Annotated in this window: 24 protein-coding genes and 1 pseudogene; 5 read left to right on the top strand and 20 right to left on the bottom strand. The window is 70.0% G+C overall.

Features of this window, described 5'->3' with window-relative positions; translation table 11 throughout:
* Nucleotides 1-66: 66 nt before the first annotated feature.
* From ACLQ28_RS06545 to paaA, 17 genes and pseudogenes are all read right to left on the bottom strand, one after another.
* On the bottom strand, nt 67-1,392 hold the full coding sequence (locus ACLQ28_RS06545; RefSeq protein WP_425685263.1) for an NADH-quinone oxidoreductase subunit D: 1,326 nt from the start codon (nt 1,390-1,392) through the stop codon (nt 67-69).
* On the bottom strand, nt 1,389-2,117 hold the full coding sequence (locus ACLQ28_RS06540) for an NADH-quinone oxidoreductase subunit C (RefSeq protein ID WP_425685262.1): 729 nt from the start codon (nt 2,115-2,117) through the stop codon (nt 1,389-1,391). The genes ACLQ28_RS06545 and ACLQ28_RS06540 overlap by 4 nt, the downstream gene beginning before the upstream one ends.
* Complete coding sequence (locus tag ACLQ28_RS06535; RefSeq protein WP_030486262.1) at nt 2,114-2,791, bottom strand: NuoB/complex I 20 kDa subunit family protein; 678 nt, start codon at nt 2,789-2,791, stop codon at nt 2,114-2,116. The genes ACLQ28_RS06540 and ACLQ28_RS06535 overlap by 4 nt, the downstream gene beginning before the upstream one ends.
* Nucleotides 2,792-2,805: 14 nt before the next feature.
* Nucleotides 2,806-3,171, bottom strand: coding sequence for an NADH-quinone oxidoreductase subunit A (locus ACLQ28_RS06530; RefSeq protein ID WP_334629974.1), 366 nt, complete (start codon nt 3,169-3,171; stop codon nt 2,806-2,808).
* Nucleotides 3,172-3,361: 190 nt separating this feature from the next.
* Nucleotides 3,362-4,639: a geranylgeranyl reductase family protein gene (locus ACLQ28_RS06525; protein ID WP_425685261.1), complete on the bottom strand. Its 1,278-nt coding sequence runs from the start codon at nt 4,637-4,639 to the stop codon at nt 3,362-3,364.
* A 139-nt stretch (nt 4,640-4,778) separates the two neighbouring features.
* Entirely contained in the window at nt 4,779-5,003 is a 225-nt protein-coding gene (locus ACLQ28_RS06520) for a hypothetical protein (protein WP_425685260.1), read from the bottom strand.
* Nucleotides 5,004-5,096: 93 nt separating this feature from the next.
* Entirely contained in the window at nt 5,097-5,807 is a 711-nt protein-coding gene (locus tag ACLQ28_RS06515) for a demethylmenaquinone methyltransferase (RefSeq protein ID WP_425685259.1), read from the bottom strand.
* Nucleotides 5,808-5,922: 115 nt separating this feature from the next.
* Nucleotides 5,923-7,236, bottom strand: a complete 1,314-nt coding sequence (locus tag ACLQ28_RS06510) for an LPXTG cell wall anchor domain-containing protein (RefSeq protein WP_425685258.1) — start codon at nt 7,234-7,236, stop codon at nt 5,923-5,925.
* 427 nt (nt 7,237-7,663) lie between these two features.
* Nucleotides 7,664-8,854 (bottom strand): cyclic dehypoxanthinyl futalosine synthase, encoded by a 1,191-nt coding sequence (mqnC, locus tag ACLQ28_RS06505; RefSeq protein ID WP_425685257.1) that lies wholly within the window; start codon nt 8,852-8,854, stop codon nt 7,664-7,666.
* A gap of 298 nt (nt 8,855-9,152) precedes the next feature.
* The gene (locus ACLQ28_RS06500; protein WP_425685256.1) at nt 9,153-10,298 is read right to left on the bottom strand and encodes a hypothetical protein; all 1,146 of its coding nucleotides are present in this window, start codon (nt 10,296-10,298) and stop codon (nt 9,153-9,155) included.
* The gene (locus ACLQ28_RS06495; RefSeq protein WP_425685255.1) at nt 10,295-10,867 is read right to left on the bottom strand and encodes an RNA polymerase sigma factor; all 573 of its coding nucleotides are present in this window, start codon (nt 10,865-10,867) and stop codon (nt 10,295-10,297) included. The genes ACLQ28_RS06500 and ACLQ28_RS06495 overlap by 4 nt, the downstream gene beginning before the upstream one ends.
* 143 nt (nt 10,868-11,010) lie before the next feature.
* A pseudogene (locus ACLQ28_RS06490) lies at nt 11,011-11,350 on the bottom strand (transposase family protein); the annotation flags it as partial.
* 43 nt (nt 11,351-11,393) lie between these two features.
* Nucleotides 11,394-12,530: a 1,2-phenylacetyl-CoA epoxidase subunit PaaE gene (paaE, locus tag ACLQ28_RS06485; protein WP_425685254.1), complete on the bottom strand. Its 1,137-nt coding sequence runs from the start codon at nt 12,528-12,530 to the stop codon at nt 11,394-11,396.
* Nucleotides 12,527-13,000, bottom strand: a complete 474-nt coding sequence (gene paaD, locus ACLQ28_RS06480; protein ID WP_425685253.1) for a 1,2-phenylacetyl-CoA epoxidase subunit PaaD — start codon at nt 12,998-13,000, stop codon at nt 12,527-12,529. The genes paaE and paaD overlap by 4 nt, the downstream gene beginning before the upstream one ends.
* 110 nt (nt 13,001-13,110) lie before the next feature.
* On the bottom strand, nt 13,111-13,836 hold the full coding sequence (paaC, locus tag ACLQ28_RS06475) for a 1,2-phenylacetyl-CoA epoxidase subunit PaaC (RefSeq protein ID WP_425685252.1): 726 nt from the start codon (nt 13,834-13,836) through the stop codon (nt 13,111-13,113).
* Nucleotides 13,833-14,120: a 1,2-phenylacetyl-CoA epoxidase subunit PaaB gene (paaB, locus tag ACLQ28_RS06470; protein WP_184180661.1), complete on the bottom strand. Its 288-nt coding sequence runs from the start codon at nt 14,118-14,120 to the stop codon at nt 13,833-13,835. The genes paaC and paaB overlap by 4 nt, the downstream gene beginning before the upstream one ends.
* Nucleotides 14,117-15,211 carry a 1,2-phenylacetyl-CoA epoxidase subunit PaaA gene (paaA, locus tag ACLQ28_RS06465; protein WP_425685251.1) on the bottom strand — a complete coding sequence of 365 codons (1,095 nt, stop codon included), beginning with the start codon at nt 15,209-15,211 and terminating at the stop codon, nt 14,117-14,119. Before paaA ends, paaB begins: the two co-directional genes overlap by 4 nt.
* A 367-nt stretch (nt 15,212-15,578) precedes the next feature.
* Here paaA and ACLQ28_RS06460 point away from each other — a divergent pair, with 367 nt between their 5' ends.
* Both ACLQ28_RS06460 and ACLQ28_RS06455 read left to right on the top strand, forming a co-directional pair.
* Nucleotides 15,579-16,559, top strand: a complete 981-nt coding sequence (locus ACLQ28_RS06460; RefSeq protein ID WP_425685250.1) for a hypothetical protein — start codon at nt 15,579-15,581, stop codon at nt 16,557-16,559.
* Nucleotides 16,559-17,521 carry a hypothetical protein gene (locus ACLQ28_RS06455; RefSeq protein ID WP_425685249.1) on the top strand — a complete coding sequence of 321 codons (963 nt, stop codon included), beginning with the start codon at nt 16,559-16,561 and terminating at the stop codon, nt 17,519-17,521. The genes ACLQ28_RS06460 and ACLQ28_RS06455 overlap by 1 nt, the downstream gene beginning before the upstream one ends.
* A 52-nt stretch (nt 17,522-17,573) precedes the next feature.
* Here ACLQ28_RS06455 and ACLQ28_RS06450 read toward each other — a convergent pair whose 3' ends face one another.
* The gene (locus tag ACLQ28_RS06450) at nt 17,574-18,425 is read right to left on the bottom strand and encodes a menaquinone biosynthetic enzyme MqnA/MqnD family protein (RefSeq protein WP_425685248.1); all 852 of its coding nucleotides are present in this window, start codon (nt 18,423-18,425) and stop codon (nt 17,574-17,576) included.
* 156 nt (nt 18,426-18,581) lie between these two features.
* Complete coding sequence (locus ACLQ28_RS06445) at nt 18,582-19,022, bottom strand: MarR family winged helix-turn-helix transcriptional regulator (RefSeq protein WP_425685356.1); 441 nt, start codon at nt 19,020-19,022, stop codon at nt 18,582-18,584.
* A gap of 88 nt (nt 19,023-19,110) precedes the next feature.
* Between ACLQ28_RS06445 and ACLQ28_RS06440 the strand changes: the two genes are divergently transcribed.
* The 3 genes from ACLQ28_RS06440 to ACLQ28_RS06430 all read left to right on the top strand — a co-directional run bounded on the left by ACLQ28_RS06440 (nt 19,111) and on the right by ACLQ28_RS06430 (nt 24,260).
* Nucleotides 19,111-19,923 (top strand): SDR family NAD(P)-dependent oxidoreductase, encoded by an 813-nt coding sequence (locus tag ACLQ28_RS06440; RefSeq protein WP_425685247.1) that lies wholly within the window; start codon nt 19,111-19,113, stop codon nt 19,921-19,923.
* A gap of 228 nt (nt 19,924-20,151) precedes the next feature.
* On the top strand, nt 20,152-21,402 hold the full coding sequence (locus tag ACLQ28_RS06435; protein ID WP_425685246.1) for a DUF222 domain-containing protein: 1,251 nt from the start codon (nt 20,152-20,154) through the stop codon (nt 21,400-21,402).
* A 536-nt stretch (nt 21,403-21,938) separates the two neighbouring features.
* On the top strand, nt 21,939-24,260 hold the full coding sequence (locus ACLQ28_RS06430) for a HelD family protein (protein ID WP_425685245.1): 2,322 nt from the start codon (nt 21,939-21,941) through the stop codon (nt 24,258-24,260).
* Here ACLQ28_RS06430 and ACLQ28_RS06425 read toward each other — a convergent pair.
* Nucleotides 24,243-24,857, bottom strand: a complete 615-nt coding sequence (locus ACLQ28_RS06425; protein WP_425685244.1) for a hypothetical protein — start codon at nt 24,855-24,857, stop codon at nt 24,243-24,245. The two genes, ACLQ28_RS06430 and ACLQ28_RS06425, sit on opposite strands and share 18 nt — an antisense overlap.
* Nucleotides 24,858-24,864: the final 7 nt, after the last annotated feature.

The raw sequence follows: 24,864 nt of genomic DNA, 5'->3' as shown, positions 1-24,864 counted from the left end.
ACTGCGGGGCTCGCTCCGCTCTCTCCTCGCGCGGGCGGCTGGGGCTCGCAAGCTCACTCCTCGCACTCACCTGTCACACCCGCCCATCACCGGGTCCAACGAGGCACCGCCGGCGATCACGTCGGCGATCAGGCCACCCTCGGCCATCGCCGGGAGGGCCTGGAGATTGACGAAGCTCGGCTCCCGGTAGTGCACCCGGTAGGGTCGGGTGCCACCGTCGGAGACCGCGTGTACGCCCAACTCGCCGCGGGGCGCCTCGATGGCGACGTACACCTGGCCGGGCGGGACCCGGAAGCCCTCGGTCACCAGCTTGAAGTGGTGGATCAGCGACTCCATCGACTGACCCATGATCTTGGCGACGTGCTCCAGCGAGTTGCCCATGCCGTCGACGCCCATGGCCAGCTGCGCCGGCCAGGCGATCTTGCGGTCCGCGACCATCACCGGGCCCGGACGGAGCCGGTCGAGTGCCTGCTCGACTAGCTTCATCGACTCCCGGATCTCGGCGAGCCGGACCTGGTAGCGGCCCCACACGTCACCGTCGGGGTGGGTCGGCACGTCGAACTCGTACGTCTCGTAACCGCAGTACGGCATCGTCTTGCGCAGGTCCCATGCGAGGCCTGCGGAACGCAGCACCGGCCCGGTGATGCCGAGCGCCACGCAGCCGGTCACGTCCAGCACCGCGACGTTCTTCGTACGCTCGGTCCAGATCGGCTGACCGGAGAGGAGGTCCTCGTACTCCTTGAGCTTCTTCGGCATCATCTTGAGGAAATCGCGGATCTTGACGATCGCCTCGTCCGGCACGTCCTGCGCCACGCCGCCCGGCCGGACGTACGCGTGGTTCATCCGCAGGCCGGTGATGGTCTCGAAGATGTCGAGGATGTACTCCCGCTCGCGGAAGCCGTACAGCATGATCGAGATCGCGCCGAGCTCCATGCCGGTGGTGGCCAGCCAGACCAGGTGCGACGAGATCCGGTTGAGTTCCATCATCAGCACGCGGATGGTGGTGGCCCGCTCGGTCACGTCATCGGTGATGCCGAGCAGCTTCTCGACGGCGAGGGCGTACGCCGTCTCGTTGAAGATCGGGGCGAGGTAGTCCATCCGGGTCACGAACGTCGAGCCCTGGACCCAGTTGCGGTATTCGAGGTTCTTCTCGATGCCGGTGTGCAGGTAGCCGACGACGGACCGGGCCTCGCGGACCGTCTCGCCCTCCAGCTCCAGGATCAGCCGCAGCACCCCGTGCGTGGACGGGTGCTGCGGACCCATGTTGACCACGATCCGCTCGTCGTTGATCGGGTCGGTGCCCGCGACGATCGTGTCCCAGTCCCCACCGGTGACGGTGAAGACCCGACCTTCGGTGGTCTCGTGCTCGCTGGCGTAGTTCGACGTCGTCACTGGTACGACCTCCGCTTGTCCGGCGGCTGGATCTCCGCGCCCTTGTACTCGACGGGGACGCCGCCGAGCGGGTAGTCCTTGCGCTGCGGGTGACCCTCCCAGTCGTCCGGCATGAGGATCCGGGTCAGGTTGGGGTGGCCGTCGAAGACGATGCCGAACATGTCGTACGCCTCCCGCTCCTGCCAGTCCGCGGTCGGGTAGATCGCGGTCACGCTGGGCAGGTGCGGGGCCTCCACGGAGACTGCGGCCTCCAGTCGGACCCGCCGCCGGTACGTCATCGAGGTGAGCAGGTAGATCACGTGCAGCCGGCGCTCGTCGGCGCCCAGGTAGTCCGCACCGGACACCGAGGAGCACAGCTCGAACCGCAGCGCCAGGTCGTCCCGCATCACCTGGCAGACCTCGGCGATCCGTTCCGGGCGTACGTGCAGGGTCAGCTCACCCCGGTCGACCACGACCTTCTCGATCGCGTCACCGAAGGCCGGGTACGCCTCCTCCAACGCGTCGCGTACCTCATCGAAGTAGCCCCCGTACGGCCGGGGGGTCTCCTCGATGGGCTGGCGCTGGCGGACCAGGCCGCCGTAGCCGGACACGTCGCCGGTGCCGTGATTGCCGAACATCCCGCGCCCAGCAGGGCTGGCGGGAGGCAACTCGGCGGGGGCACCACTGGAGGCGCCGGCCGGCACCACCGGCACCGGTACGCCGCCGTCGTTGGGCTTGTCGCTCATTTGGGGCCTGCCTGCGGGTGGAGGTGGTTCTGCGCGTTCATCCAGTTCTCGATCCGCAGCTGCTCCTCGCGGCCCTCGCGGACCGCTCGGGTCCACTCGGCACGCCGCGCCTTGTCGCTTCGGTACGAGGAGGGCATGGAGCCGTACGGCACGACCGGAACATCGCCGCGCTCCTGGCGGGCAGCCAGCATCTTGCGGCCGTTCGGGCCCAGCGGCTCATACATGATCTTCTCGCGGAGCTTGAGGATCGCGTCGATGAGCATCTCCGGCCGGGGCGGGCAGCCGGGCAGGTACATGTCGACCGGCACCACGTGGTCGACGCCCTGCACGATCGCGTAGTTGTTGAACATGCCGCCGCTGCTGGCGCAGACGCCCATCGAGAGCACCCAGCGGGGCTCGGCCATCTGGTCGTAGATCTGGCGCAGCACCGGGGCCATCTTCTGACTCACCCGGCCTGCCACGATCATCAGGTCGGCCTGCCGGGGCGACGCCCGGAAGACCTCCATGCCCCAGCGACCCATGTCGTAGTGCGGACCACCGGCGGCCATCATCTCGATGGCGCAGCAGGCCAGGCCGAAGGTTGCGCCCCACACGGACGACTTCCGAGACCAGTTGACCAGCTTCTCCACCGAGGTGAGCAGGACGCCGGCGGGAAGCTTCTCCTCGATGCCCATCTGACGTTCCTTCCTCAGTCCCAGTCCAGGCCGCCGCGCCGCCACACGTAGGCGTACGCAACGAAGACCGCGACGATGAACAGGACCATCTCCACGAAGCCGAAGATCGGCAGAGCGTCGAACGTGACCGCCCAGGGGTAGAGGAAGATGATCTCGATGTCGAAGACGATGAAGAGCATCGCCGTCAGGTAGAACTTGATCGGGAACCGGCCGCCGCCGACCGGCTGCGGGCTGGGCTCGATGCCGCACTCGTAAGCCTCGAGTTTGGCCTTGTTGTAGCGATGGGGACCGGCAAAGCGGGCGGCGCCAACGGAAAACAGCGAGAACGCCGCGGCGAGGGCGAACAGCCCGATGATCGGTGCGTAAGGCGAGAGCGACATCGTTTTCTCCTGCTCGTCCTTCCCTGCCCTCGGTGCTTGACGAAAATCACACTATTCACGTCCCTCGCAGTGGCAGTCGGCGGGGGTCGATCTTTGTCGGCCCGAGGCTGTGACCAGCTCCGATGCCGTCCTCCTTACACGGCTCCCGCTTTCGTTCGCGACTGCGGGGCTCGCAAGCTCACTCCTCGCGCTACACGGCTGGCGCAGCCTTCGTCATCGCATTGATGACCCGGTCCATCGCATCCCCGCCGCGCGGGTCGGTCAGGTTGGCCAGAAGCTTCAGCACGAAGCGCATCAGCGTGGGGTGCGGCATGCCGTGTTTGGTGGCGATCCGCATGATCTCCGGGCGGCCGATCAGTTTCACGAAGATGCCGCCCAACCGGTAGTAGCCGCCGAGCCGGGCCTTCAGCTGGTTCGGGTACGCCATCAGCGCCCGCTCCCGCTCCGGGCCGGCCGGCCGAGCGAGGGCCTGAACCATGACCTCCGCGGCCAACTCGCCGGACTCCATCGCGTACGCGATGCCCTCGCCGTTGAACGGGTTGACCATGCCGCCCGAGTCGCCGACCAGCAGCATTCCGCGGGTGTAGTGGGGCACCCGGTTGAAGCCCATCGGCAGCGCGGCGCCGAGGATCGGGCCGTCGGCGTTGGTCTCGTCGGTCATCCCCCAGTCCTGCGGGGTGTTGGCGAGCCAGTCGGTGAGCAGCCGGCGGTAGTTGGTCTTGCCGAACGCGGAGGACGAGTTGAGCACGCCGAGGCCGACGTTGACCCGCCCGTCACCAAGGCCGAAGATCCAGCCGTACCCGGGCAGTAGGTTGTCGCCGCTGTCCTTGCTGCGCAGCTCCAGCCAGGACTCGAGGTAGTTGTCGTCGGCCTTGGCCGGGGAGCGGTAGTAGCGGCGGACGGCCACGCCGAGCGGCCGGTCCTCCCGCTTGGCCAGCCCGAGCGCGAGCGGGAACCGGCCGGAGACCCCGTCCGCCGCAACGACAAGCGGGGCATGGAAGGTGGTGGGCTCCTTGCCCGGGCCGACCTCCGCCTCGACGCCGGTGACCCGGCCGTCGCCGTCGAGCACCGGGCCCAGCACGTTGACGTTGGTGCGCAGTTTGGCGCCGGCGGCCACCGCCTGCCGGGCGAGCAGATCGTCGAAGTCCAGTCGCGTTCGGACCAGGCCGTAGTTGGGGAAGCTGGCGAGCTCGGGCCAGTCCAGTTCGAGGCGTACTCCGCCGCCGATGACCCGCAGGCCCCGGTTGTGCAGCCAGCCCGCCTCCGGTGAGGTGTCGACACCCATCCGGATAAGCTGGCGCACCGCACGCGGGGTCAGCCCGTCGCCGCAGACCTTCTCCCGCGGGAACTCGGTCTTCTCCAACAGCAACACCCGTACGCCGTGCCGAGCCAGGTGGTACGCAGTCGCTGACCCACCGGGACCGGCGCCCACCACAATGACGTCGGCGTCGTGTTCTACCGCGGTCATCCGCGCCTCCTCCCGCACGCTCGTGAAATCCTTCACAAGCCAGACGGGACGAGTGTATGACCGGCGTCATACCTGCGCAGGATCAGGGGTACCTAATTCGCCGATGTGACAGCCCGCGACCGTCCACAGCGGCCAGGTGTCATGCCGGGCTGGGGGCGTCCAGACCCGCATCGACGCGGATGGTCTCCGGCAGATGCTCGCGGAGCGCGCCACCTGCCGCCCGATCCAGCGCCGCCAACACCTCGGCGACCACCTGCCGGACTTCCCCGGGATCAGCTCCGGCCAACGCGCGCAACTGCGCGATGAGTTCGGCCGCGTCGTCGTCGGTGGCGGCCACCGGGTCCGCCGGGTCTGATCCGGTCATGCGAACGAGCGTACGGGGCAAAGTGGACTAAAGGCCGATATTCACGGAACCTGAATAAGATCCGTGCCCATCTCGCGCGGTGCGTGCCGCCAACTACTCGCGGATCCCCCGGTGCAGGGCCACCACGCCACCGGTCAGGTTGCGCCACGCCACCCGCCCCCACCCGGCTGCGGCGACCCGGCCGGCCAGCGCGGCCTGCGCCGGCCAGACACGGACCGACTCGGCGAGATAGACGTACGCCTCAGGGTTGCTCGACACCGCGCGGGCGACCACCGGCAGCGAGCGCATCAGGTACGACAGGTAGACCGTCCGGAAGGCCGGGTTGACCGGGGTGCTGAACTCGCAGACCACCAGCCGCCCGCCGGGCCGGGTCACCCGAGCCAACTCCCGCAGGGCGGCGTCGGTGTCGTTGACGTTGCGCAGCGCGAAGGAGATGGTCACCGCGTCGAAGCTGGCGTCGGCGAACGGCAGCCGCAGTGCGTCTCCGGCCAGGAGCGGCACCTCGGGCCGTACCCGTTTGCCGATCTGCAGCATGCCCAGCGACAGGTCGGCCCCGACCGCGTACGCCCCGGACTGCGCCAACTCCTTCGTCGAGACGCCGGTGCCCGCGCCCACGTCCAGCACACGCTCGCCCGGCCGCAGCCCGAGCGCCGCCCGGGTAGCCCGGCGCCACGAGCGGTCCTGACCGAAGGAGAGCACCGTGTTGGTCAGGTCGTAGCGCTCGGCCACGCCGTCGAACATCGCGGCGACCTCGTGCGGCTGCTTGTCCAGGCTGGCGCGCTGGCCCTGCGGGTTACGACTCACTCCTCCCACTCTGCCAGCCGACCACCGATCCGCGCTCGCTGGGTGGTGCGGCACCGGACCGGTACGCGAAAGGGCGGGGTGGTCGCCCACCCCGCCCTTTCGCATCGAGCCGTTGTCAGTCGGTCGACTTCTCGTCGGCCGGGGAGACCATGACGACCTTGCGCCGGCGAGAGAGCACCAACAGCGCGCCGCCCACGAGCAGGATGATGCCGCCGATGCCGCCGATCAGGCCGACCTGCACACCGGTCACCGGCAGGCCGCCACCACCAGAGCCGCCACCACCAGCAGCCGGCGACGTGGTCGCGCCCGGCGTCGTCGTACCGCTCGGGCTCGGCGTGTCGCCCGGCGTCGGGGTGGCCGTCCCGCCCGGGGTCGGCGTGGCGGTGGGCGTCGGGGAGGCGGTGGGCGTCGCGGTCGGGGTCGGGGTCGGCGTCGGGGTCGGCTGCGCGGTCAGGTCGACGAAGACATCGAAGACCGCCTGGTTGTCTCCCTCGTCGACCTCGGTGAAGGCCTTGCGCTGGGCACTGGTTGCCTGCTCAGGCTGCTCCTCGGGCTGACCGGCCACAGCGTCGAGACCCTGCGCGACCAGCTCACCGACCCGCAGCACCGGCTCGGTGACATCCGCGCCGACCGTAACCTCGACGTCCGCCGTGTAGTACTCACCGGGCTTGATCACCGCGCCGTCGTCCTGGCAGAGCGCCTGGGCGACACCGCCGAAGGTCTGCGACGTGCAGGTGTCCGGCAGGGTGGCAAAGGTGACGCCCGCCGGGAGCGTGAGCACGTAGGACAGGCCGGTGGCCTTGCGGCTACCGTCGTTGTAGACCGCCCAGTCCAGTGGCACCGTCTCGCCGCGCTTGACCGGCCTGAGATCGGGATCATCGCCCTGGACGCCGTTCACCACGACGTTCGCGTAGACGTCCTGCACCCAACTGGTCAGGTCATAGCCGGGCTTGGCGACCGTGATGTCGTGCTCGACCGTGTTGTCGTCGCGGTTGGGGTCGGCGGTGGCCGAATTGATGGTGACCACCAACGTGCCGGCCTCACCGCGACCACCGGTGGAGAAGAGCGGAATGCCGAAGTCTTCGCTCGTCCCAGCCGGCAGGTCGCCGAGTTGGCAGGTGAACGTCTCGCCATTCAGCTGGCAGCCGTCGGGCACCACGAACCCGACCTTCTTGTTCAACTGACTGGTGTCCACGGTGTAGCTGACGCCCTTGGCGGCGACCGAGCTCCGGGTGTTGTCGACCAGGAACTTGAACGGCTTTGCCTTGGCCGCCTTGACGCCCTTGGCCAGCTCGTAGCTGAGCGGCACCAGCGCCAGATCGGCCTGGTCGGCGGCCTGCGCTGGGGCAGCCGCAGTGGCCAGGCCACCAGCCGCGAGCAGGGCCACAACGCCAGCGCGGGCCAGGGCCGAGCGGTGGAACGCTGTCATCAGTCCCCCGGGGGTAGGGAAAAAAGTAAATGGTTGCGGAACGAGCGGACGTTATCGGAGGTCGATCACGCACACCAGAGTGCGGGACCCTTTTCATCCGTCTGGCCCGATGTGAGCAGACGGTACGGGCGGGATGGTCACCCATCCCGCCCGTACCGCCGTGCGTTATATGAACGACCCTCAGCGGGCCGATGGAGGACAGCCCACGACAGGACCATCAGACCATCCGCCAGCAGCTCGGTCGTGCTGATTTCGCCGTTCCACGATTGCGACGGATATGAGCCGCGACGCTAGCCGCCGACGATCATCTCCACCACCCCGTCACAGGCAGCCTGACGCTGCGGAGGCGGGGACCACCCGTACCGCCGACGCGACCGGGCAGGAAGCATGAGCCCCGGTCAGCCGAACGGCCGGGCGTCGACCGGCGTCAGTTGACCTCGACCAGTGGTAGCGACTTGCCCGCCCCACCGCCGGGTAGCGCGATCGAGGAGAAGTGCGAGACGACCCGATCGTCGGTCGGGTCGTCGGCCGGCGTGTGGTGCACGGCGAGCCGGTTGTAGAGGGTGTCGCGCTGCGCGGGAATCCGGTCCGCAGAGCGGATCATGCCGATCAGCTCGTGCAGGTTGGAGCGGTGCCGCGCACCGGCGGAGGAGATCACGTTCTCCTCCAGCATGATCGAGCCGAGGTCGTCCACGCCCATGTGCAGCGCGAGCTGCCCGACGTCCTTGCCGGTGGTCAGCCAGGACGCCTGCAGGTGCGGCACGGTCTCGAAGAAGAGCCGGGCCACCGCGACGAGCCGCAGGTATTCCAGCGTGGTCGCCTGGGTGCGGCCCTTGAGGTGGTTGTTCTCCGGCTGGTACGTCCACGGAATGAAGGACCGGAAACCGCGGGTGCGGTCCTGCACGTCGCGGATCATGCGCAGGTGCTCGATCCGCTCGGCGTGCGTCTCGCCGGTGCCCATCATCATGGTGGCGGTCGACTCGATGCCCTGCCGGTGGGCCAGCTCCATGACCTCCAGCCAGCGCTCGCCCGACTCCTTGAGGGGCGCGATGGCCTTCCGCGGCCGCTCGGGCAGCATCTCCGCGCCGGCACCGGCGATCGAGTCCAGGCCGGCGGTCTTGATCCGGGCGATGGCCTCGTCCAGGCTCACACCGGAGACCTTGGCCATGTGCAGGATCTCGCTCGGGCCGATCGAGTGGATGACCAGCTGCGGGTACGCCTGCTTGACCGAGGAGAACAGCTCCTCGTAATACTCCACGCCGTAGTCCGGGTGGTGCCCGCCCTGGAGCATCACCTGGGTAGCGCCCAGCTCGACCGCCTCGCCGCAACGGCGCAGGATCTCCTCGGTCGGGTGGGTCCACCCTTCGTTGTGCTTGGGCGCGCGGTAGAACGCGCAGAACTTGCACGCCGTCACGCAGACGTTCGTGTAGTTGATGTTGCGGTCGATCAGGTACGTGACGATGTTGTCCGGGTAGCGCCGCCGGCGCACCGCGTCCGCCGCCTCACCGAGGGCGTGGAAGGGCGCCTCGGTGTAGAGCAGCAACGCCTCCTCGGGCGTGATCCGCCCGCCGTCCGCGCCACGCTGCAGGATGTCGTCAATCTCCCGGCTCACCGTCACGTCCCCGAGCCTACGCCGACGACGCGCCCCTTCCTGGAGGGGTGTTCATGGCTGTGATTCGCTCCGCACACCCCTTGAGCGGGCTGGTACCAGGATCTCGCTGCGCCCTCTCCGCGATCTTGCACTTGCTGTGGCGGCATAAAGGGCGTTCCGCGCATCTCAGCGACCGAAACTGCAAGATCGGCGCGAGCGGGGCGATCCCGCTTCGCGCACCGAGACAACCAGAAAGACGGTGCGGGCCGCCTGGAGGCGGCCCGCACCGTTAGCCGGAATGCTGGCGGGTGGGAGAGTTCCCGGCCTACAGGTCGGCCTTCGTCACGCGGGAGGATTCGTACGTCGTGGAGGCCTGGGGGGTGCCCGGCACGGTGGAGACGTCCTTGACCAGCATGCCGGTCTCGGCGTCGATGGTCAGCACCTCGCTGGCCACGCCGCTGAACACCTCGGGGCCGGCGGTGATCGTCAGCGTGGCCTTGCCGTCGGTGGTCGAGTTCTTGACGCTGACCGCGGAGATGGTGGACAGCAGTCGCAGCACACCGGCCCGGACCTGCGTGTTGCCGTCGCCAGCGGACAGCGCTTGGGTGCTGAACGTCCACAGGGCGTTGTCGAAGTGCCGCTCAACGGCCTCGGGGCTGTACGGCTTCGGCTCGGCGTTGCCGCCCTTCTGCTTGATGATCACCTGGGCGGCCGCCTGCTGCTTGTCCCACACCGCCTTCTGCGCTGCGGGGTCGAGGCCCACCAGCGGATCCTTGGCTGCCTTGAGCATCTGGGTCCGGCCGTCGGCCGGGCTGCTGTCCGCCGCGGCGACGGCTGCCTTGAGGAGCGGAGCGTAGCCGCCTTCCGTCATCTGGTCCTGGTGACGGGCGATCGCACGCTTGATGTCCTGCACGCTGTTGCCCGTATAGATCGCGTGACCGTCGGTGTAGAGCGTGTAGACGACCTGCATGGTCTTGGTGCCGTTTACCTGCGTCGCCTTCACCAGCCACGCGTCGCCCGCCGACGGGGTGACCGTCGTGATGGACCCGGCCAGGGTCATCAGCGGCGCGCGCTCGGCGGACCCGTCGACGGTGGTCGAGCCCGAGGCGGCAGCCGACGAAACCTTGCCGGCCTCGATGCCCCCGGTCGCCGGAGAGTTGAGCACCACAGCGACGACTGCCGCCGCGGCGGCAACCCCCACCCCGGCGCCGATGCCGAATCGGCCCGCGATACCGATCCGGCGGCGGCGCTGAATCGCCGGGCTGGATTCGTGGTTCTGCGTGGTCGTCGTCGTTTCCATACTTGAAGTCGCCTCCATAGTCGTGTCCTCCGCTGATATCGCGCCCAGCAGCCGCACGGTTCCGGGATCGGCCATAGCCGCCCGCAGCACCGCCCGCGCCCGCTGATACGCCTCCGGGCGCAGTTGTTCTGCGCTGCCCAACGCACCGACCAGATCGAGCTCGTCGGTCATCGGTGTCTCTCCTTCGCGCCGTTGCGGTCCTTCAGAAGCGCGGACACCCCCGGCGCGTCGCGCAATGCCGTCCTGGCCTGGCTCAGCAGCCGCCGCGCGGTGCCGGCCGGTATGCCGAGTGCCCGCGCGGCGTCGGCTGCGGTCAGGTCCTCCCAGGCGACGAGCCTCAGGACCTCCCGCTCTTCGGGTTTGAGCCGCGTCAGGGCCGACCGGAGCACCGCCCGGGCGTCCACGCCGAGGTCCACCGCCGACCACGGATCCCATCCAGTAGCCACGTCCGGCACGTCCGCGACCAGGTCCTCGGCCGGCCGGGACCGCCAGTAGCGCCGCAAGCGATTCAGTGCCACCCCGTACAGCCACGGCCGCGCATCGGTGTACGACCGGTCGTACAACCGCCGCGACTCGAACGCCGCAACCCACACCTCGCCCAGGAGGTCCTCAGCCGCATCCCGCCCCGCCCGGCGAACGAGGTACGAACCGACGGCGGCCTCATGACGCTCGACCACCTCCACGAAGGCGTCGACATCGCCATTCAGCGACCGGCCTATCAAATCCGCATCCGAAGCCATGGCCCTCCTCGGCAAAGTCCGCGCTTCAACCTGTCATTGCCGATCAGGCGGGAAAGTGTTCAGGCGTCGAGGTCCGAGGGCGAGCGGTGTTGTCGCCGCACCTGCTCCGCGGATTGGCCGTCGAAGTCGATCTCAGGTCGCCCCGCGCCGGGCAACGCGGCCGAAGCCCAGGCGAGACGCCCGGCGGTGTCGGCGATGACCTGGACGTTCACGCCGTGGCGTTTGTGCTTTCCGGAGTAGTACGGCTTCTGGTCGGCGACGCGGTCGATCGGGATCAGCGTGCCGTCCAGGATCGCGTAGGACAGCCGCCGTATGCGTTTCATGGCGGTGTCCAGGTCTTCTGCAGTCGCGCTGAGCAGGACGATCGCTTCCTGGACGTAGCGCCAGGCGGTGGCTATCCCGATCTCGAAGCCGGGGGCGAGGTGGGTATTAGGTGTCGCCGTTGCGCAGGTAGGCCAGGGCGAGCAGGGCTGGCGGCCCGGGTTCAGCCGCTCCGCCAGAAGCTGCTGGACGGGGTCTGCGTAGGTCAGGCGTCGTAGTCGACCGTGAGCTTGTCGGTCGTCGGGCTGGACTGGCAGGTCAGGACGTAGCCGGCGGCCAGCTCGTCGGGCTCCAGCGCGTAGTTGCGGGCCATCGTGACCGCCCCGTCGACGACCTTCGCCTTACAGGTGGAGCAGACACCGCCCTTGCAGGCGTACGGCAACTCGCCACGCACCTTCAGCGCGGCGTCCAACACCCGCTCCTCGCGACCCATGGTGAAGCTCGAGGACCGGCCGTCCAGCACGATCGTGACCTCGGCTCCGGCACCGGCCTGGTCGACGGGACGGCGGACCGGCTCGGGCGGCGCGTCGACGTGGAACAGCTCGGTGTGCACCGCCGACTCGGGAAGCCCGCGTGCGGTCAGCACGTTCCGGACGTCGACCACCATGGCGTACGGGCCGCAGAGGAACCACTCCTCGATCGCGTCGCCCGGCACGATGCTGCCCAGCAACCGGCCGAGCCTCTCAGCATCGATCCGCCCGGAGAGCAGCGCCGACTCGCCCTGCTCCCGGGAGAGCACGTGCACCAGGTGCAGCCGTGTGGGGTAGCGGTCCTTCAGGTCGGCCAGCTCCTCGGCGAACATCACCGTGTTCGCCGTGCGGTTGCCGTACACCAGCGTGAAGGTGCTGGCCGGCTCGACGGCCAGCGCGGTCGCGACAAGCGCGAGCACCGGGGTGATCCCGGAACCGGCGACGACCGCGCCGTAGTGCCGCACCCGCTCCGGCGCGAACGCCGTGGTGAAGGTGCCCAGTGGCGGCAGCACCTCGACCAGGTCGCCACCGCGCAGCGCCCCGCACGCGAACGCCGAGAAGGCACCGCCGGGAATCTCCCGCACCCCGATCCGCAACCGGCCGTGCCGGACCAGGTCGTCGGGGGTGGAGCAGATCGAGTACGACCGGCGCACGTCCGTGCCGTCCGCACCAGCGGAGCTGGTGGCCCCGGCTCCGCCGGGAAGCCGGACCGTGAGGTGTTGGCCCGCGCGGAACGCGAAGGTCTCCCGCAACTCCTCCGGTACGGCGAAGGTCACCGCCACGGCATCGTCGGTGAGCCGGTCGACGGCGGCGACCGACAGCGGGTGGAAGACCGGCCGACGGCGGACCGGGCGGGTGATCGTGACAGTCACAGCGCCTTCAGGTGGTCGAAGGGTTCGGAGCAGGAGCGGCACCGCCACAGCGCCTTGCACGCGGTGGAGCCGAACCGGCTGACCTGCTCGGTCTCCGGTGACCCGCATTGCGGGCAGCGGACCGCGAGGGTCAACGGCACGACGCCAGCGGCGGGCACCGGGGCCGGCGGGGCGATCCCGGAGGCGGCAAGCTTGGCCCGCCCACCCTCGGAGATCCAGTCGGTGCTCCACGGTGGGCTGTAGACGGTGCGGACCTCGGCGTCGAGGTGGCCGGCGACCGCGAGCGCACGACGGATGTCGGCCCGGATCACGTCCATCGCCGGGCAACCGGTGTAGGTCGGTGTGATGGTGACGGTGACCCGACCGCTGGTCGGGTCCTCCTCGACCGCCCGCAGGATGCCCAGCTCGTCAATGGTGATGACCCGGATCTCCGGGTCCACCACGCTGGCCGCGGCCTCGCGCGCGCTCACTCTGCCAGCTTCGTTCGCGACTGCGGGGCTCCGCTGCGCTGCACTCCTCGCGCTCACCGTGCCAGCTTCGTTCGCGACTGCGGGGCTCCGCTGCGCTGCACTCCTCGCGCTCACCACTTCGCCCCCGGATGGGCGCGGTGCAGCACCTGCATCTCGGCGAGCAGGAAGGCCAGGTGTTCGGTGTGCACGCCGGCCCGCCCGCCGGCCGGGGCCCAGGCGCTCTCCGGCCGGGTGAGTGTCGCCTCGGCCAGCACCGAGCTGACGGTCTCGTCGAACGCCGGCCGCAGGGTGGCCGGGTCGACCGGCGCCGTCGGGTTCGCGGCGAACAACTCATGGGTGTACGGCCACACCTCGTCGACGGCGGCCTGCATCCGACGGTGCGACTCCTCGGTGCCGTCGCCGAGCCGCTTCACCCACAGCGCGCCATGGTCCAGGTGGTACGCCGACTCCTTGCGGGCCTTCGCGCCGATCGCGGCCAACCGCTCGTCCGAGCCACCGGCCAGCGCCGTGTACAGCGGCAGCTGGTAGGCCGCCAGGAAGAACAGCTTCGCCATCGTCACCGCGAAGTCGCCGTTGGGCAGCTCGACCAGGAGCGCGTTGCGGAACTCGCGGTCGTCGCGCAGGTACGCCAACGCGTCCTCGTCGCGGCCGGCGCCCTCCAGCTCACCCGCGTACGACAGCAGCAGGCGAGCCGCGCCGAGCTGGTCGAGGGCGATGTTGGCCAGCGCGATGTCCTCTTCCATCTCCGGGGCGCGCGTCGTCCACTCGGCCAGGCGCTGGGCGGCGACCAACGCGTCGTCGCCCAGGGCGAGGGTGAAGTCGAAAGGCCCGTTCACAGGTGCGCCACCCCGTCCGGCACCTCGTAGAACGTGGGGTGGCGATAGACCTTGTCGGCGGCCGGGTCGAAGAAGGCGTCCTTCTCGTCCGGGCTGGACGCGGTGATCGCGGCTGCCGGCACCACCCAGATCGACACACCCTCCTGACGGCGGGTGTAGAGGTCCCGGGCATTGCGCAGGGCCAGCTCGGCGTCGGGGGCGTGCAGGCTGCCGACGTGGGTGTGCGACAACCCACGCCGGGCCCGCACGAAGACCTCCCAGAGCGGCGAATGTTCGGTACTCACGCGGCTGCCACCTTCTCCCTGTTCTCCGCCCGCTTGGCGGCGTACGCCGCGGCGGCCTCGCGTACCCATGCGCCCTCGGTGTGGGCGGCCCGGCGGTGGGCCATCCGCTCCCGGTTGCACGGCCCGTCGCCGGAGATCACCCGCATCAGCTCGTCGTAGTCCGGCTGGGTGTAGTCGTGCGCCTGCCGCTCCTCGTTCCAGCGCAGGTCCGCATCGGGGATGCGTAGCCCGAGGATCTCGGCCTGCTGGACGCACATGTCGACGAAGCGCTGACGCAGGTCGTCGTTCGAGAAACGCTTGATCTTCCAGGCCATCGACTGGGCGGAGTGCGTGGAGTCGCCGTCCGGCGGGCCGAACATGGCCAGCGACGGGTACCACCAGCGGTCCAGCGCGTCCTGGGCCATGGCCTTCTGCGCCGGAGTGCCGTGCGCCAGCGTGTGCAGGATCTCGAAGCCCTGCCGCTGGTGGAACGACTCCTCCTTGCAGACCCGGATCATCGCGCGGGCGTACGGGCCGTACGAGCAGCGGCACAGCGGCACCTGGTTGACGATCGCCGCGCCATCTACCAGCCAACCGATCGCGCCCACGTCGGCCCAGCTCAGGGTCGGGTAGTTGAAGATCGAGCTGTACTTCTGCCGCCCGTCGAGCAGCAGCCGGACCAGCTCGTCGCGGCTGATGCCGAGCGTCTCGGCTGCGGCGTAGAGGTAGAGGCCGTGGCCCGCTTCGTCCTGCACCTTGGCCAGCAGGATCGCCTTGCGCTTGAGCGACGGCGCCCGGCTGATCCAGTTGCCTTCCGGCTGCATGCCGATGATCTCGGAGTGGGCGTGCTGGGCGATCTGCCGGATCAGCGTCCGGCGGTACGCGTCGGGCATCCAGTCGCGCGGCTCGATCTTCTGCTCGGCGTCGACCACCTCGGCGAAGTACGCCGCAAGGTCCTCGTCGGGCGCGGGGCCGCCGCGTCGCCCGCGCATTGCCGCCGCGCGTAGCTCCGCCTCGGCGGCCTCGACCTCGCCCAGCAGGCCGCCGCCCGGCGCGTCACCCGCAGCGGCACCCGAGGCGTCGGCCGGTGTCGAGAAGTCGTTGCCATACATGGGACAAGTGTTACAGCTTGCGACTCAAGAAACCAGAGCGTGTAACAGGAAACCGAGGATCCCATCCGTAACGGAATGAGCGCTTTGCGTCACCTGGACAGTCTGATTCCGTCGTGACTTAGGCCACGAAACGAAGGTGAATCCCCGTAAGAACCGCATACCGGGCGCATATCCCGCCTTTATCGCGGATTGCCCAGTGTCAGGGCCTGGCGGGCCACCCGACCGGACGTAGACTTTTCGCCGTCACACCGATCGGCTTCAACTGATTGCCGCCAGACAGAGGCCACCTCCCCCGGCCTCGGCGATCGGTCGATCTGCCCAGACACAAGCCGGCCCCCCGGCCCTGACACCTGGAGCTCACCCACTCATGCGATCCCGCGTGACCCTGGTGCTCGCCATCACGGCGGTCCTGCTCGGCGGCGTCCTCCTGGTCCCCGCCGCGTACGCCCGCCTCTCCAGCGGCGACAGCAGCGGAGGCGGAGGCGGCGGTGCCTCGGTCGCCGCGCCATCACCCACGCCGCCGCCACCGCCCACGCTGGCGGCCGGCCCGGTGTCGGTGGACTTCAAGGGCCAATTCTTCTCGTGGGCGCTGATGGATCGGCAGACGGGCAAGATCGCCGGGTCGCCGAACATGACCGCGACCAGCTCCACCGAGTCGATGATCAAGTCGTGGTTCGCTGCCGACTACCTGCGCCAACTCGGCAGCAAGCCGATCCCGGCGGCGATGAAGAAGAACATCACCACCGCCATCCGGGACAGCAACGACGACGCGGCCAACGCCCTCTACGCAGCGGACGGCAAAGCAGCCACGATCAAACGGATGGTCAACACCTGCGGGCTGACCGACACCGCGGCACTGACCAGCGCCAACCGCGGCACCATTCCCGCCATGTTCATCGGCTGGTGGAGCTTCACCCGGATGTCTCCCCGGGACGCGGTCCGGCTCGGCGACTGCATCGCCGACGGCAAGGCAGCCGGCCAGAAGTACACCGCCTATCTGCTGAGCGAGATGAGCAAGGTCCAGGGGACCACCGCGGACAAGGACCAGAAGACCAAGTCCGGTGGCGGTCGGTGGGGAATCATCGACGGCCTGCCCAAATCGATCACCGATCAGGGACCGGTCAGCATCAAGAACGGTTGGACGAGACTCGTCTACGACGGCAACTGGCACGTCAACTGCCTCGCCGTCACTGACAAGTGGACTCTCGCGGTGATGCTGCGCTACCCGGCGGCGAAATACCCACTGGACTACGGCGCGCAGGTCTGCGCCAGCGTGGCCACCCAACTGGTCACGCCGCAGCCCGGTGCCGCGCTCAAGGTGCCGCAGCAGCCGGTCGGGAAGCTCTGATGGCCGGCAATCGACGGGCCGGCCGGCGCGGCGGCGGGGAGGCCTCCCCGCTGCGGCTGGTCGCCATCGCGGTCATCCTGATCGGGTTGGTCCTGGTGTCGCTGCGGCTGCTGCCTGGGTCGCCGTTCGAGTCGTCCGCCGCCGCCAAGTGGGGCGACGCCGGCACGACGGCCAGTGATCGGTCCACGAGTGGGGCCACCAACCGCAGCGCCCGCCAGCCGGCCTCGCCGTCGCCCAGCCCCAGCCCATCGCTGGAGCCGCTGCCGTTCGTGGCCAAGGACCTCAACCTGGACATCGAGGGTTGGTACTCCTGGAGCGTGCTGGACCGCCGGACCGGGGCGATCATCGGCTCCAAGAACATGGGTGAGACCAGCACCACCGCCTCGATGATCAAATCCTGGATCGTCGCCGACTACCTGCGCCGCACCGCCGACGCCGGCCAGACGCCGAGCGACGCGAAGCTCGCCGACGCGACGCGGATCATCCGGGACAGCGACAACACCCGGGCCGAGCAGTTCTACAACTCCGTCGGCCGGGACGCGTCGATCAAGCGGCTGATCTCCATGTGCAAGTTGACCGACAGCAGCGTCGCCCCCGACAAGGGCTGGTCCCGGACAGCGCTCTCCCCCCGGGACACCGCCCGCCTCGGCAACTGCATCGCCACCGGCACCGCCGCCGGGCCGAAGTGGACCAAGTGGCTGCTCAACGAGATGAAGCTGGTCCGCGGCGCGGGAGACTTCGGCATCCGCAAGGCCTTCCCGGCCGCCGAGCAGAAGCAGATCGCCATCAAGAACGGGTGGATCGACCGGACCAAGGAGCAGGAGATGCACATCAACTGCCTGGCCATCGGTGACACCTGGACGATGGGCGTGATGGTCAAATACCCGATCAACATGGGCTACGACTACGGCATGAAGAACTGCCAGAAGATCACCGAGGCGCTACTGCGCCCCGGCGTCTGACCCGCTCGCTCCGGCCGGTGCCGGCTGATCGGCCCCGGCGGATGCCGGCCGATCAGCCGGCGAAGAACTCCGGGCCGCCTTCCGGCAGCGCCGGAGCTTCGCCGATCGCAGCGGCTCGCCGGGCCCACTCGCGCAGCCCGGCGACCTGCCGGTCACCGAGAGAGAAGTCCAGGATCCGGAAGTACGTGGCCAGCGTCGCCGCGTCGAACGGCTCCCAGCGGGCCGCGGCCTCGGCGACCTGGTCCAGCTCAGCGATGCAGAGGTCCCGGGAACGCAGGAACGCCTCGTGCACCTCCTTGACCAGGCCCGGATGGGCGGCGGCGAAGTCTCGACGAACCGCCCAGACGGCGAAGACCATCGGCAGACCGGTCCACTCCCGCCACGCCTGCCCAAGGTCGGTGACGATGAGCCCCCGCTGCGGCGCCTCGTAGTACGCCCGCAGCGCCACGTCTCCGATCAGCACCCCGGCGTCGGCCTCCAACAGCATCTGGGTCAGATCCGGTGGGCAGCGGAAGTACTCCGGCCGCACGTTGTACTGCTCGGCAAGCAGCAGCTGAGCCAGCATCACCCCGGTCCGCGAGGTGGAGCCGAGCGCCACCCGGGCGCCGTCCAACTCGGCGAGGGGGCGGGTGGAGACGATGTTGACCGAGAGCACCGGCCCGTCGCTGCCCACCGCCAGGTCCGGCAGGAGGAGCAGTTCGTCGGCGTGCTTCAGGTACTCCAACAGCGTGATCGGGCCGATGTCGAGGTCCCCAGCGATCAGCGACGCGCTCAACCGATCCGGTGAATCCTTCTGCAGGTCGACGTCGAGCAGGGTGCCTGAGCGCATCAGACCCCAGTAGATCGGTAGGCAGTTCAGGAACTGGATGTGCCCGACCCGCGGGCGTGCGATGCGCTCAGCCATGAACCGACCGTATCCCTGGCCGTCGGTGTCGGCTCGGCGGGCCGGCCCGGAGTGGCCAAACCCGCATCCGTGGCGGCCGGCCGCGGCTGTCGTCCATCCGGGCCGCTCAGCGTCTCCCGGATGAAGAAGACCTCGATCACGTTGATGCCGAGGGCGCTATTCCGGCTGCTGGCCTGAGTCGCGGATCGCCGCGACGCACCGGGCCAGCAGGTCGCGAAGCTGGTCCCGCTCGTCAGGGCTCAGCGCGTCGGCGATCCGCCGCTCGATGCGCACCGCCTCACGGTCGCACCGAAGCAGCGTGGCGCGCCCCTCCTCGGTGAGGTGGGTCTCCAGGACGTGGTGGTGCCAGGGGTGCGGCGAGCGGAGCACCAGCCCCCTGTCCTCCAGTGCCTTCAGGACACCGGTCATGGCCTGGGGCGTCACCAGGCAGGCCCGGGCCAGCGCGGCTCCCGACATGCCCGGGTTGTCGGCGAGGGTGAACAACGCCGCGTACTGGGCGACGGTCAGGTCGGCCGGACGCAGCGCGGCGGCCTTGGCCGCCATCAGCGCCTGTTCGGCGCGCTTGATGTCGAGGCCAAGGCGTTCGCTGGCGGACATTCTCACAGCCAGATCATACCGGGCTGAACGACCATCAAGTCCGTTGCTAGCATCAAGCCCTTGATTGTTTACAAGCGCTGGAGGATTCGTGAAAGACAAGGTCGTACTCATCACCGGCGCCACCACCGGCGTCGGCCGCCACCTCGCCCGCGACCTCGCCGTGCGGGGTGCCACGCTCCTCCTGCACGGGCGGGACCAGACCCGGCTCGACGCCGTCGCCGGTGAATTGCGCGGGTTGGCACCGGCCGTCCGCACCTACCTGGCGGACCTGGCCGACCTCGATCAGGTCCGCGCCCTGGCAGCACAGGTACTCGAGCGGGAAGACCGGCTCGACGTGCTGGTCAACAACGCGGCCGTCGGCGCGGCCGACCCGACCCGGCGCGTGGTGAACCGGCAGGGCCACGAGCTGCGGCTGGGCGTGAACCACCTCGCGCCCTACCTGCTCACCACCGAACTGCTGCCGCTCCTGACGGCGTCCGCCCCCGCCCGCGTCGTGAACGTGACGTCGATGGGCCAAGCCCCGATCGACCTCGACGACCTCGGCTTCGAGAACAACCCCTACGACGCCGTCGTTGCGTACTGCCGCGCGAAGCTTGCGATGATCATGGCCACCTTCGACCTGGCAGCTGACGTGCCGGCCGACACGCTGACCGTCAACGCGGTGCACCCGGCCCACCTCATGGACACCCCGCTGGTGCGCACCAGCGGCCTGATCCCTGCCACCACCGTCGATGCAGGAGTGCTGCCGACGCTGCGACTCGTCGCGGACCCGGCCCTCATCGGAGTGTCCGGTCGATACTTCGACCGGTTCGACGACGCCCCGGCCCACGAGCAGGCATACGACCTCACGATCCGGCGGCGGCTCGCCGCCGCGACCCGGGCGCTCGTAGACGCGGCCTAGTCGCTCACCAACTCGCCGGCGTCGCACCAGGCGCTGGACATGACGGAGGGGCGCTTTCACGGGTGCCCCTCCGTCAGGCACGAGGCAAGGATCGCGTGCAGCCGCCCTTCCTCAACACCGGCATGGGCGGCCGGAGGCGATCAAACGACCCGACCGATCGCGGACCACTGACGCCGGGCCGGCGTTCGACGAGCCAGAAGTGTCGTACAGGTGTTCTATTCTGCCTTCATGTTGAGGGCGTTGACGCAGGCAGGCGGTGCCGTCCACGACTGCGCCGAGGCCGCGCCCTGGGGGCTCTCCGATGACGAGCTGCAGGCTTCCCTCGATGCGACGCACGTGTTGGCGCAGCGGCTGGCCACGATCCAGCTCGGCTTGGTGCGCGAGTTGGACGCCCGAGGCGTGGCGGTCACTCAGGGCGCCTCGTCGACCGCCGTCTGGCTACGGGAGCGACTCCGGCTAACCGGCCGCGCCGCGCGCCAGCTCGTCCAGCTCGCTGCCTCCGTCGATGCCGCGCCACCGGCGGTGCGCGACGCGCTGTTCAGTGGTGCCATCACCGTCGAGCAGGGTCGGGTGGTCGCGGAGACGATCGCGGCCCTGCCGGTCGAGGCCGGTCCCGAGGTGGCGGACAAGGCCACCGAGTTGCTGATCGCCTGGGCCGACCGTTTCGATCCGACCATCCTGAGTCGTCTCGGGGAGCGCGTCCTCACGCACGTCGCACCGGACTTGGCCGACCAGGCCGAGCTGGCGGCCCTTGAGCGGGCCGCCGAGCGGGCCGAGGCTCGTCGGCACGTCACGCTCTCGGAGCAGCAAGACGGGCAGGTACGCCTCAGCGGAAACCTCGACACCGAAACCGCGAGTTTGCTGCGTGAGGCGATCGATCCGCTCTGCGCCCCTTCCGGTGAGCACGACGATCGCAGTCCCGGTCAGCGCCGGGCCGACGCACTGGGCGAGGTCTGTCGGCTGGTGCTGCGCACCAGTCAGCTGCCCGACAACGGCGGTGACCGGCCGCAGCTCGTGGTGACCGTGTCGCTGGACGAGCTGGTCAACGGCGTACGCGCGGGCACCCTGGAGACCGGGGCGCGCCTCACGCCGGGCGCGGTCCGCCGGCTCGCCTGCGACGCGGCCGTGCTACCTGCCGTATTGAGCGGCGACAGTCAGGTTCTCGACGTGGGGCGCCAGCGCCGGCTCTTCACCGGCCCGCTGCGACGCGCGCTGGTGCTACGAGACGGTGGTTGCGCCTTTCCTGGCTGTGACCGGCCATCCCGATGGTGCGACGGCCACCACGTCCAACACTGGGCCGATGGCGGGGCGACGGCACTGGGCAACGCCGTGCTGCTCTGCGGCTACCACCACCGGCTCGTCCACCGCGGCGACTGGACGGTCCGCATCGCCCCGGACGGTCGGCCCGACTTCCTCCCGCCCAGTTGGCTCGACGCGCAGCGCACACCACGGCGCAACCTCTACCACCGGCGCTGCTGATACCGACAAGCACCGAAAAGGCCCAGCCCAGCAGCGGAGGCCAGCCCGGGGACGACGCCGTGCCGGTGCTCGGCTGCGACCTGACCGACCCGGCGGCCGTGCCAGCGGCTGTCCCAGCGGCGGTGCCGGCGGCCGACCCAGCGGCCGTCCCAGCGGCGCGGCCGTCCCAGCGGCGGTCCCAGCGGCGGTGCCGGCGGCCGTCCCAGCGGCGCGGCCGTCCCAGCGGCGCGGCCGTCCCAGCGGCGCGGCCGTCCCAGCGGCGCGGCCGTCCCAGCGGCGGTCCCAGCGGCGGTGCGCCGAAAGGCCAGCCCAGCAGCGACACGCCGACGCAACAGCGACCCGCCCGGCGACACGCCGACCCTGACAGGTGGTCGACTGGGTAATTCGGTAGTGGAGATGGGCTGATGCGCGTAGGGTTGCAGGCCGCTTGACGGCCGAGGTGAGCTGCACCGGAACGGACGTCGTCGCGCCGGGCGGCCGGCCATCCGCCCCCGGACACGCGAGCGCGCAGCAGATGTGAACGATGGGACGTCAGCATGCCCGCACTCGATCTCGACACACACCTCGACACGGATCTGTCGGCTGAACGCGCCCACCTGGCAACGTCGCGGGCGGCACTGCGGCGGATGCGGGAGCGGGCCGAGGACCTCTTCGCCACCGGTGACCAGGTGGCCGGCGACGCGTACGCGGCGGAGACGCTCGGCCGCACCCTGGCCCGCCGGGTGGCCGAACTGGCCGACGACCCGACGACGCCACTCTTCTTCGGCCGCCTCGACTTCGCCGAGTCCACGGACCCTGACACCGCTGGCCACGACACCACGGACCGCGACACCACGGACCACGACACCACAGGCCACGACACCACACACCGCGACACCACAGACCGCGACACCACGGACCGCGACACCACGGACCACGACACCACGGACCACGACACCACAGGCCAGGACACCACACAGCGCCACACCACGGACCGCCACACTGCGGACCGCTACACCACGGACCGCGACGCCATGGCGGGCAGGACCAGCGACGAGGGCTCCGGCGCGGGTGCGAACAGCACGGACGGTCGGCGGTATCACGTGGGGCGGCGGCACGTCGCCGACGAGCGCGGCGAGCCGTTGGTGTTGGACTGGCGGGCGCCGGTCTCCCGGTCGTTCTACCAGGCCAGCGCGCGGGATCCGCAGGGCGTGGCGGTCCGGCGACGGTTCGGGTTCAGCAACGGGCTGCTGACCAGCTTCGAGGATGAGCGTCTGGATCGGGGCGAAGAGCTCGGCACGACCAGTCGGATCCTCGCCGCCGAGATCGAGCGACCGCGTGTCGGGCCGATGCGCGACATCGTCGCCACGATCCAACCGGAGCAGGACGAGCTGGTCAGGGCTGACCTTTCCGAGTCCATCTGTGTCCAGGGAGCGCCGGGCACCGGGAAGACTGCGGTCGGCCTGCACCGGGCCGCGTACCTGCTCTATCTGCACCGGGAGCGGTTGCGGCGGGCCGGTGTGCTGATCGTCGGGCCCAACAGGGCGTTCATGTCGTACATCGCGGCGGTGCTGCCGGCCCTGGGCGAGGTCGAGGTCGAACAGGCCACGGTGGAGGAATTGATTTCCAGGGTGCCGGTCCGGGCGGTCGAGGCATCGGCGGTCGCGGTGCTCAAACACGACGTACGCATGGCGCGCGTGCTCCAGCGCGCGGTGCAGGCACAGATCGGCACGCCGACCGACTCGATCACCGTGTCGGACGGTTCGTTCCGATGGCGGATCGGTCTGGAGCCGTTGCACCGGATCGTTGAGGAAACCCGCCGGGAAGGTCTGCCGTACGGCACGGGGCGGGAGCGGGTCCGGGCGCGGGTGGTGAGTCTGCTGCAACGGCAGGCCGAGGCGCGGCGGGCGGAGTCGCCAAGCGACGCGTGGCTGCGTCGGATGGGCCGCTGCCGGCCGGTGCTCGACTTCCTGGACGCGGTCTGGCCGGCGCTCACCCCCGAGGGGCTGGTGCACAGCCTGTTCTCCGACCCGGCCCGGCTCGCCGCCGCGGCGGACGGGCTGCTCAGCGGCACCGAGCAGGCGCTGCTCATCTGGGCGAAGCCGGCTCGCACCGCGAAGGCGACCCGCTGGACCGCCGCCGACGCGGTGCTGATCGACGAGGCGACCGGGCTGCTGGAACGGCCCTCCGGGTTCGGGCATGTGGTGGTGGACGAGGCGCAGGACCTCTCCCCGATGCAGTGTCGGGCCATCGCCCGGCGCAGCGAGCACGGCTCCGTCACCCTCCTCGGCGACCTGGCTCAGGGCACCGCGCCGTGGGCGGCTACCGATTGGCGGGAGTCACTGGCCCACCTGGGCAAGCCGGACGCCGTGGTGGTCCCGTTGACGGTCGGCTTCCGGGTGCCCGCTGCGGTGGTCACGTTCGCAAACCAGCTGCTGCCGGCACTCGCGGTGGACGTACCGCCGGCCGAGTCGCTGCGCCACGACGGCGGCTTGGACGTGCGTACCGTGACCGACCTGACCTCGGCGACGGTGGCCGAGGTGCGCGCGGCGCTCGCGCACGACGGCTCGGTCGGTGTGATCGCCGCGGACGACGCGGTCGACGGGCTGCGCGCGGCGCTGGCCGCCGCCGGTGTCGCGACCGCGACCGCCGACGACGTGGCGGCCGCGGAGCGGGTCACTGTGGTGCCCGCGACGCTGGTCAAGGGCCTGGAGTACGACCATGTGGTGGTGGTCGAGCCGGCCGCGATCGTCGCGGCCGAGCCGCGCGGGCTGCACCGGCTGTACGTGGTGCTCACCCGCGCGGTGTCCCGGCTGTCCGTGGTGCACCTCGCGCCGCTGCCCGCCCCCCTGACCGGCGGCTCAGCCGGAGAGGGCTGAGGCGACCTCGCGCAGCGGCCGGCCGGACTCCGCGATCGGCACGGTGAACGCGAGCCACGAGTGGTCGGTGAACTCGATCGTCAGCCGCTTCGGGTTGAGCCGGTGCCAGCCCACCCGGGCCTGGGTGATCTCGGCGCGCGGAGCCGACCACATGATCTCGGTGCCGGCCACCTCGGCGGCCGGGTCGGTCCGGCGGTACAGCGACGTCCGGCCGCCTCGGCAGACCAGCAGGCGCCGGTTGGTCACCACGAGCAGCGTGCTTCGCAGGCCGGGCTCGACCAGGGTGAGCCAGTGGGCGTGAGTCAGTCGGGACGCCGCGGAGCCGGGGGCCCCGCGACCGGCGATGCCCCAGACGACCAGGTCGACGAGGCGGTCCCCGGCTGCGAAGACCACGTTGGGCGAGAGCACGTTGAGCAGTAAGCCGAGGGGACTGAAGCCACCCCGAGTGGTCTTCGGCTGCTCCGCGTTCGGCGGCTCGGGGGGCCGGATCCCCTGCGCGACGTCGGTAGAGGCGATGGCGAGCACCTGCTCACCCGGCTCCACCAGCTCGCGGAGCCGGTCGAGGTATGGCGACTCCACCATCGGCTCAGTGCCCATCTGTCCG

The organism is Micromonospora sp. DT201, from assembly GCF_049841575.1.
GTDB lineage: Bacteria > Actinomycetota > Actinomycetes > Mycobacteriales > Micromonosporaceae > Micromonospora.
Note: the sequence above shows the minus strand (reverse complement) of the source record. Positions and strands in the feature narration are given on the sequence as shown.

What these genes read in the sequence shown, in the direction of transcription:
- ACLQ28_RS06540 (WP_425685262.1), bottom strand. Translation starts at nt 2,117, where the DNA reads ATGAGCGACAAGCCCAACGACGGCGGCGTACCGGTGCCGGTGGTGCCG.
- ACLQ28_RS06535 (WP_030486262.1), bottom strand. Translation starts at nt 2,791, where the DNA reads ATGGGCATCGAGGAGAAGCTTCCCGCCGGCGTCCTGCTCACCTCGGTG.
- ACLQ28_RS06530 (WP_334629974.1), bottom strand. Translation starts at nt 3,171, where the DNA reads ATGTCGCTCTCGCCTTACGCACCGATCATCGGGCTGTTCGCCCTCGCC.
- ACLQ28_RS06525 (WP_425685261.1), bottom strand. Translation starts at nt 4,639, where the DNA reads ATGACCGCGGTAGAACACGACGCCGACGTCATTGTGGTGGGCGCCGGT.
- ACLQ28_RS06520 (WP_425685260.1), bottom strand. Translation starts at nt 5,003, where the DNA reads ATGACCGGATCAGACCCGGCGGACCCGGTGGCCGCCACCGACGACGAC.
- ACLQ28_RS06510 (WP_425685258.1), bottom strand. Translation starts at nt 7,236, where the DNA reads ATGACAGCGTTCCACCGCTCGGCCCTGGCCCGCGCTGGCGTTGTGGCC.
- ACLQ28_RS06500 (WP_425685256.1), bottom strand. Translation starts at nt 10,298, where the DNA reads ATGACCGACGAGCTCGATCTGGTCGGTGCGTTGGGCAGCGCAGAACAA.
- ACLQ28_RS06495 (WP_425685255.1), bottom strand. Translation starts at nt 10,867, where the DNA reads ATGGCTTCGGATGCGGATTTGATAGGCCGGTCGCTGAATGGCGATGTC.
- paaA (WP_425685251.1), bottom strand. Translation starts at nt 15,211, where the DNA reads ATGTATGGCAACGACTTCTCGACACCGGCCGACGCCTCGGGTGCCGCT.
- ACLQ28_RS06460 (WP_425685250.1), top strand. Translation starts at nt 15,579, where the DNA reads ATGCGATCCCGCGTGACCCTGGTGCTCGCCATCACGGCGGTCCTGCTC.
- ACLQ28_RS06455 (WP_425685249.1), top strand. Translation starts at nt 16,559, where the DNA reads ATGGCCGGCAATCGACGGGCCGGCCGGCGCGGCGGCGGGGAGGCCTCC.
- ACLQ28_RS06450 (WP_425685248.1), bottom strand. Translation starts at nt 18,425, where the DNA reads ATGGCTGAGCGCATCGCACGCCCGCGGGTCGGGCACATCCAGTTCCTG.
- ACLQ28_RS06445 (WP_425685356.1), bottom strand. Translation starts at nt 19,022, where the DNA reads ATGTCCGCCAGCGAACGCCTTGGCCTCGACATCAAGCGCGCCGAACAG.
- ACLQ28_RS06435 (WP_425685246.1), top strand. Translation starts at nt 20,152, where the DNA reads ATGTTGAGGGCGTTGACGCAGGCAGGCGGTGCCGTCCACGACTGCGCC.
- ACLQ28_RS06430 (WP_425685245.1), top strand. Translation starts at nt 21,939, where the DNA reads ATGCCCGCACTCGATCTCGACACACACCTCGACACGGATCTGTCGGCT.
- ACLQ28_RS06425 (WP_425685244.1), bottom strand. Translation starts at nt 24,857, where the DNA reads ATGGGCACTGAGCCGATGGTGGAGTCGCCATACCTCGACCGGCTCCGC.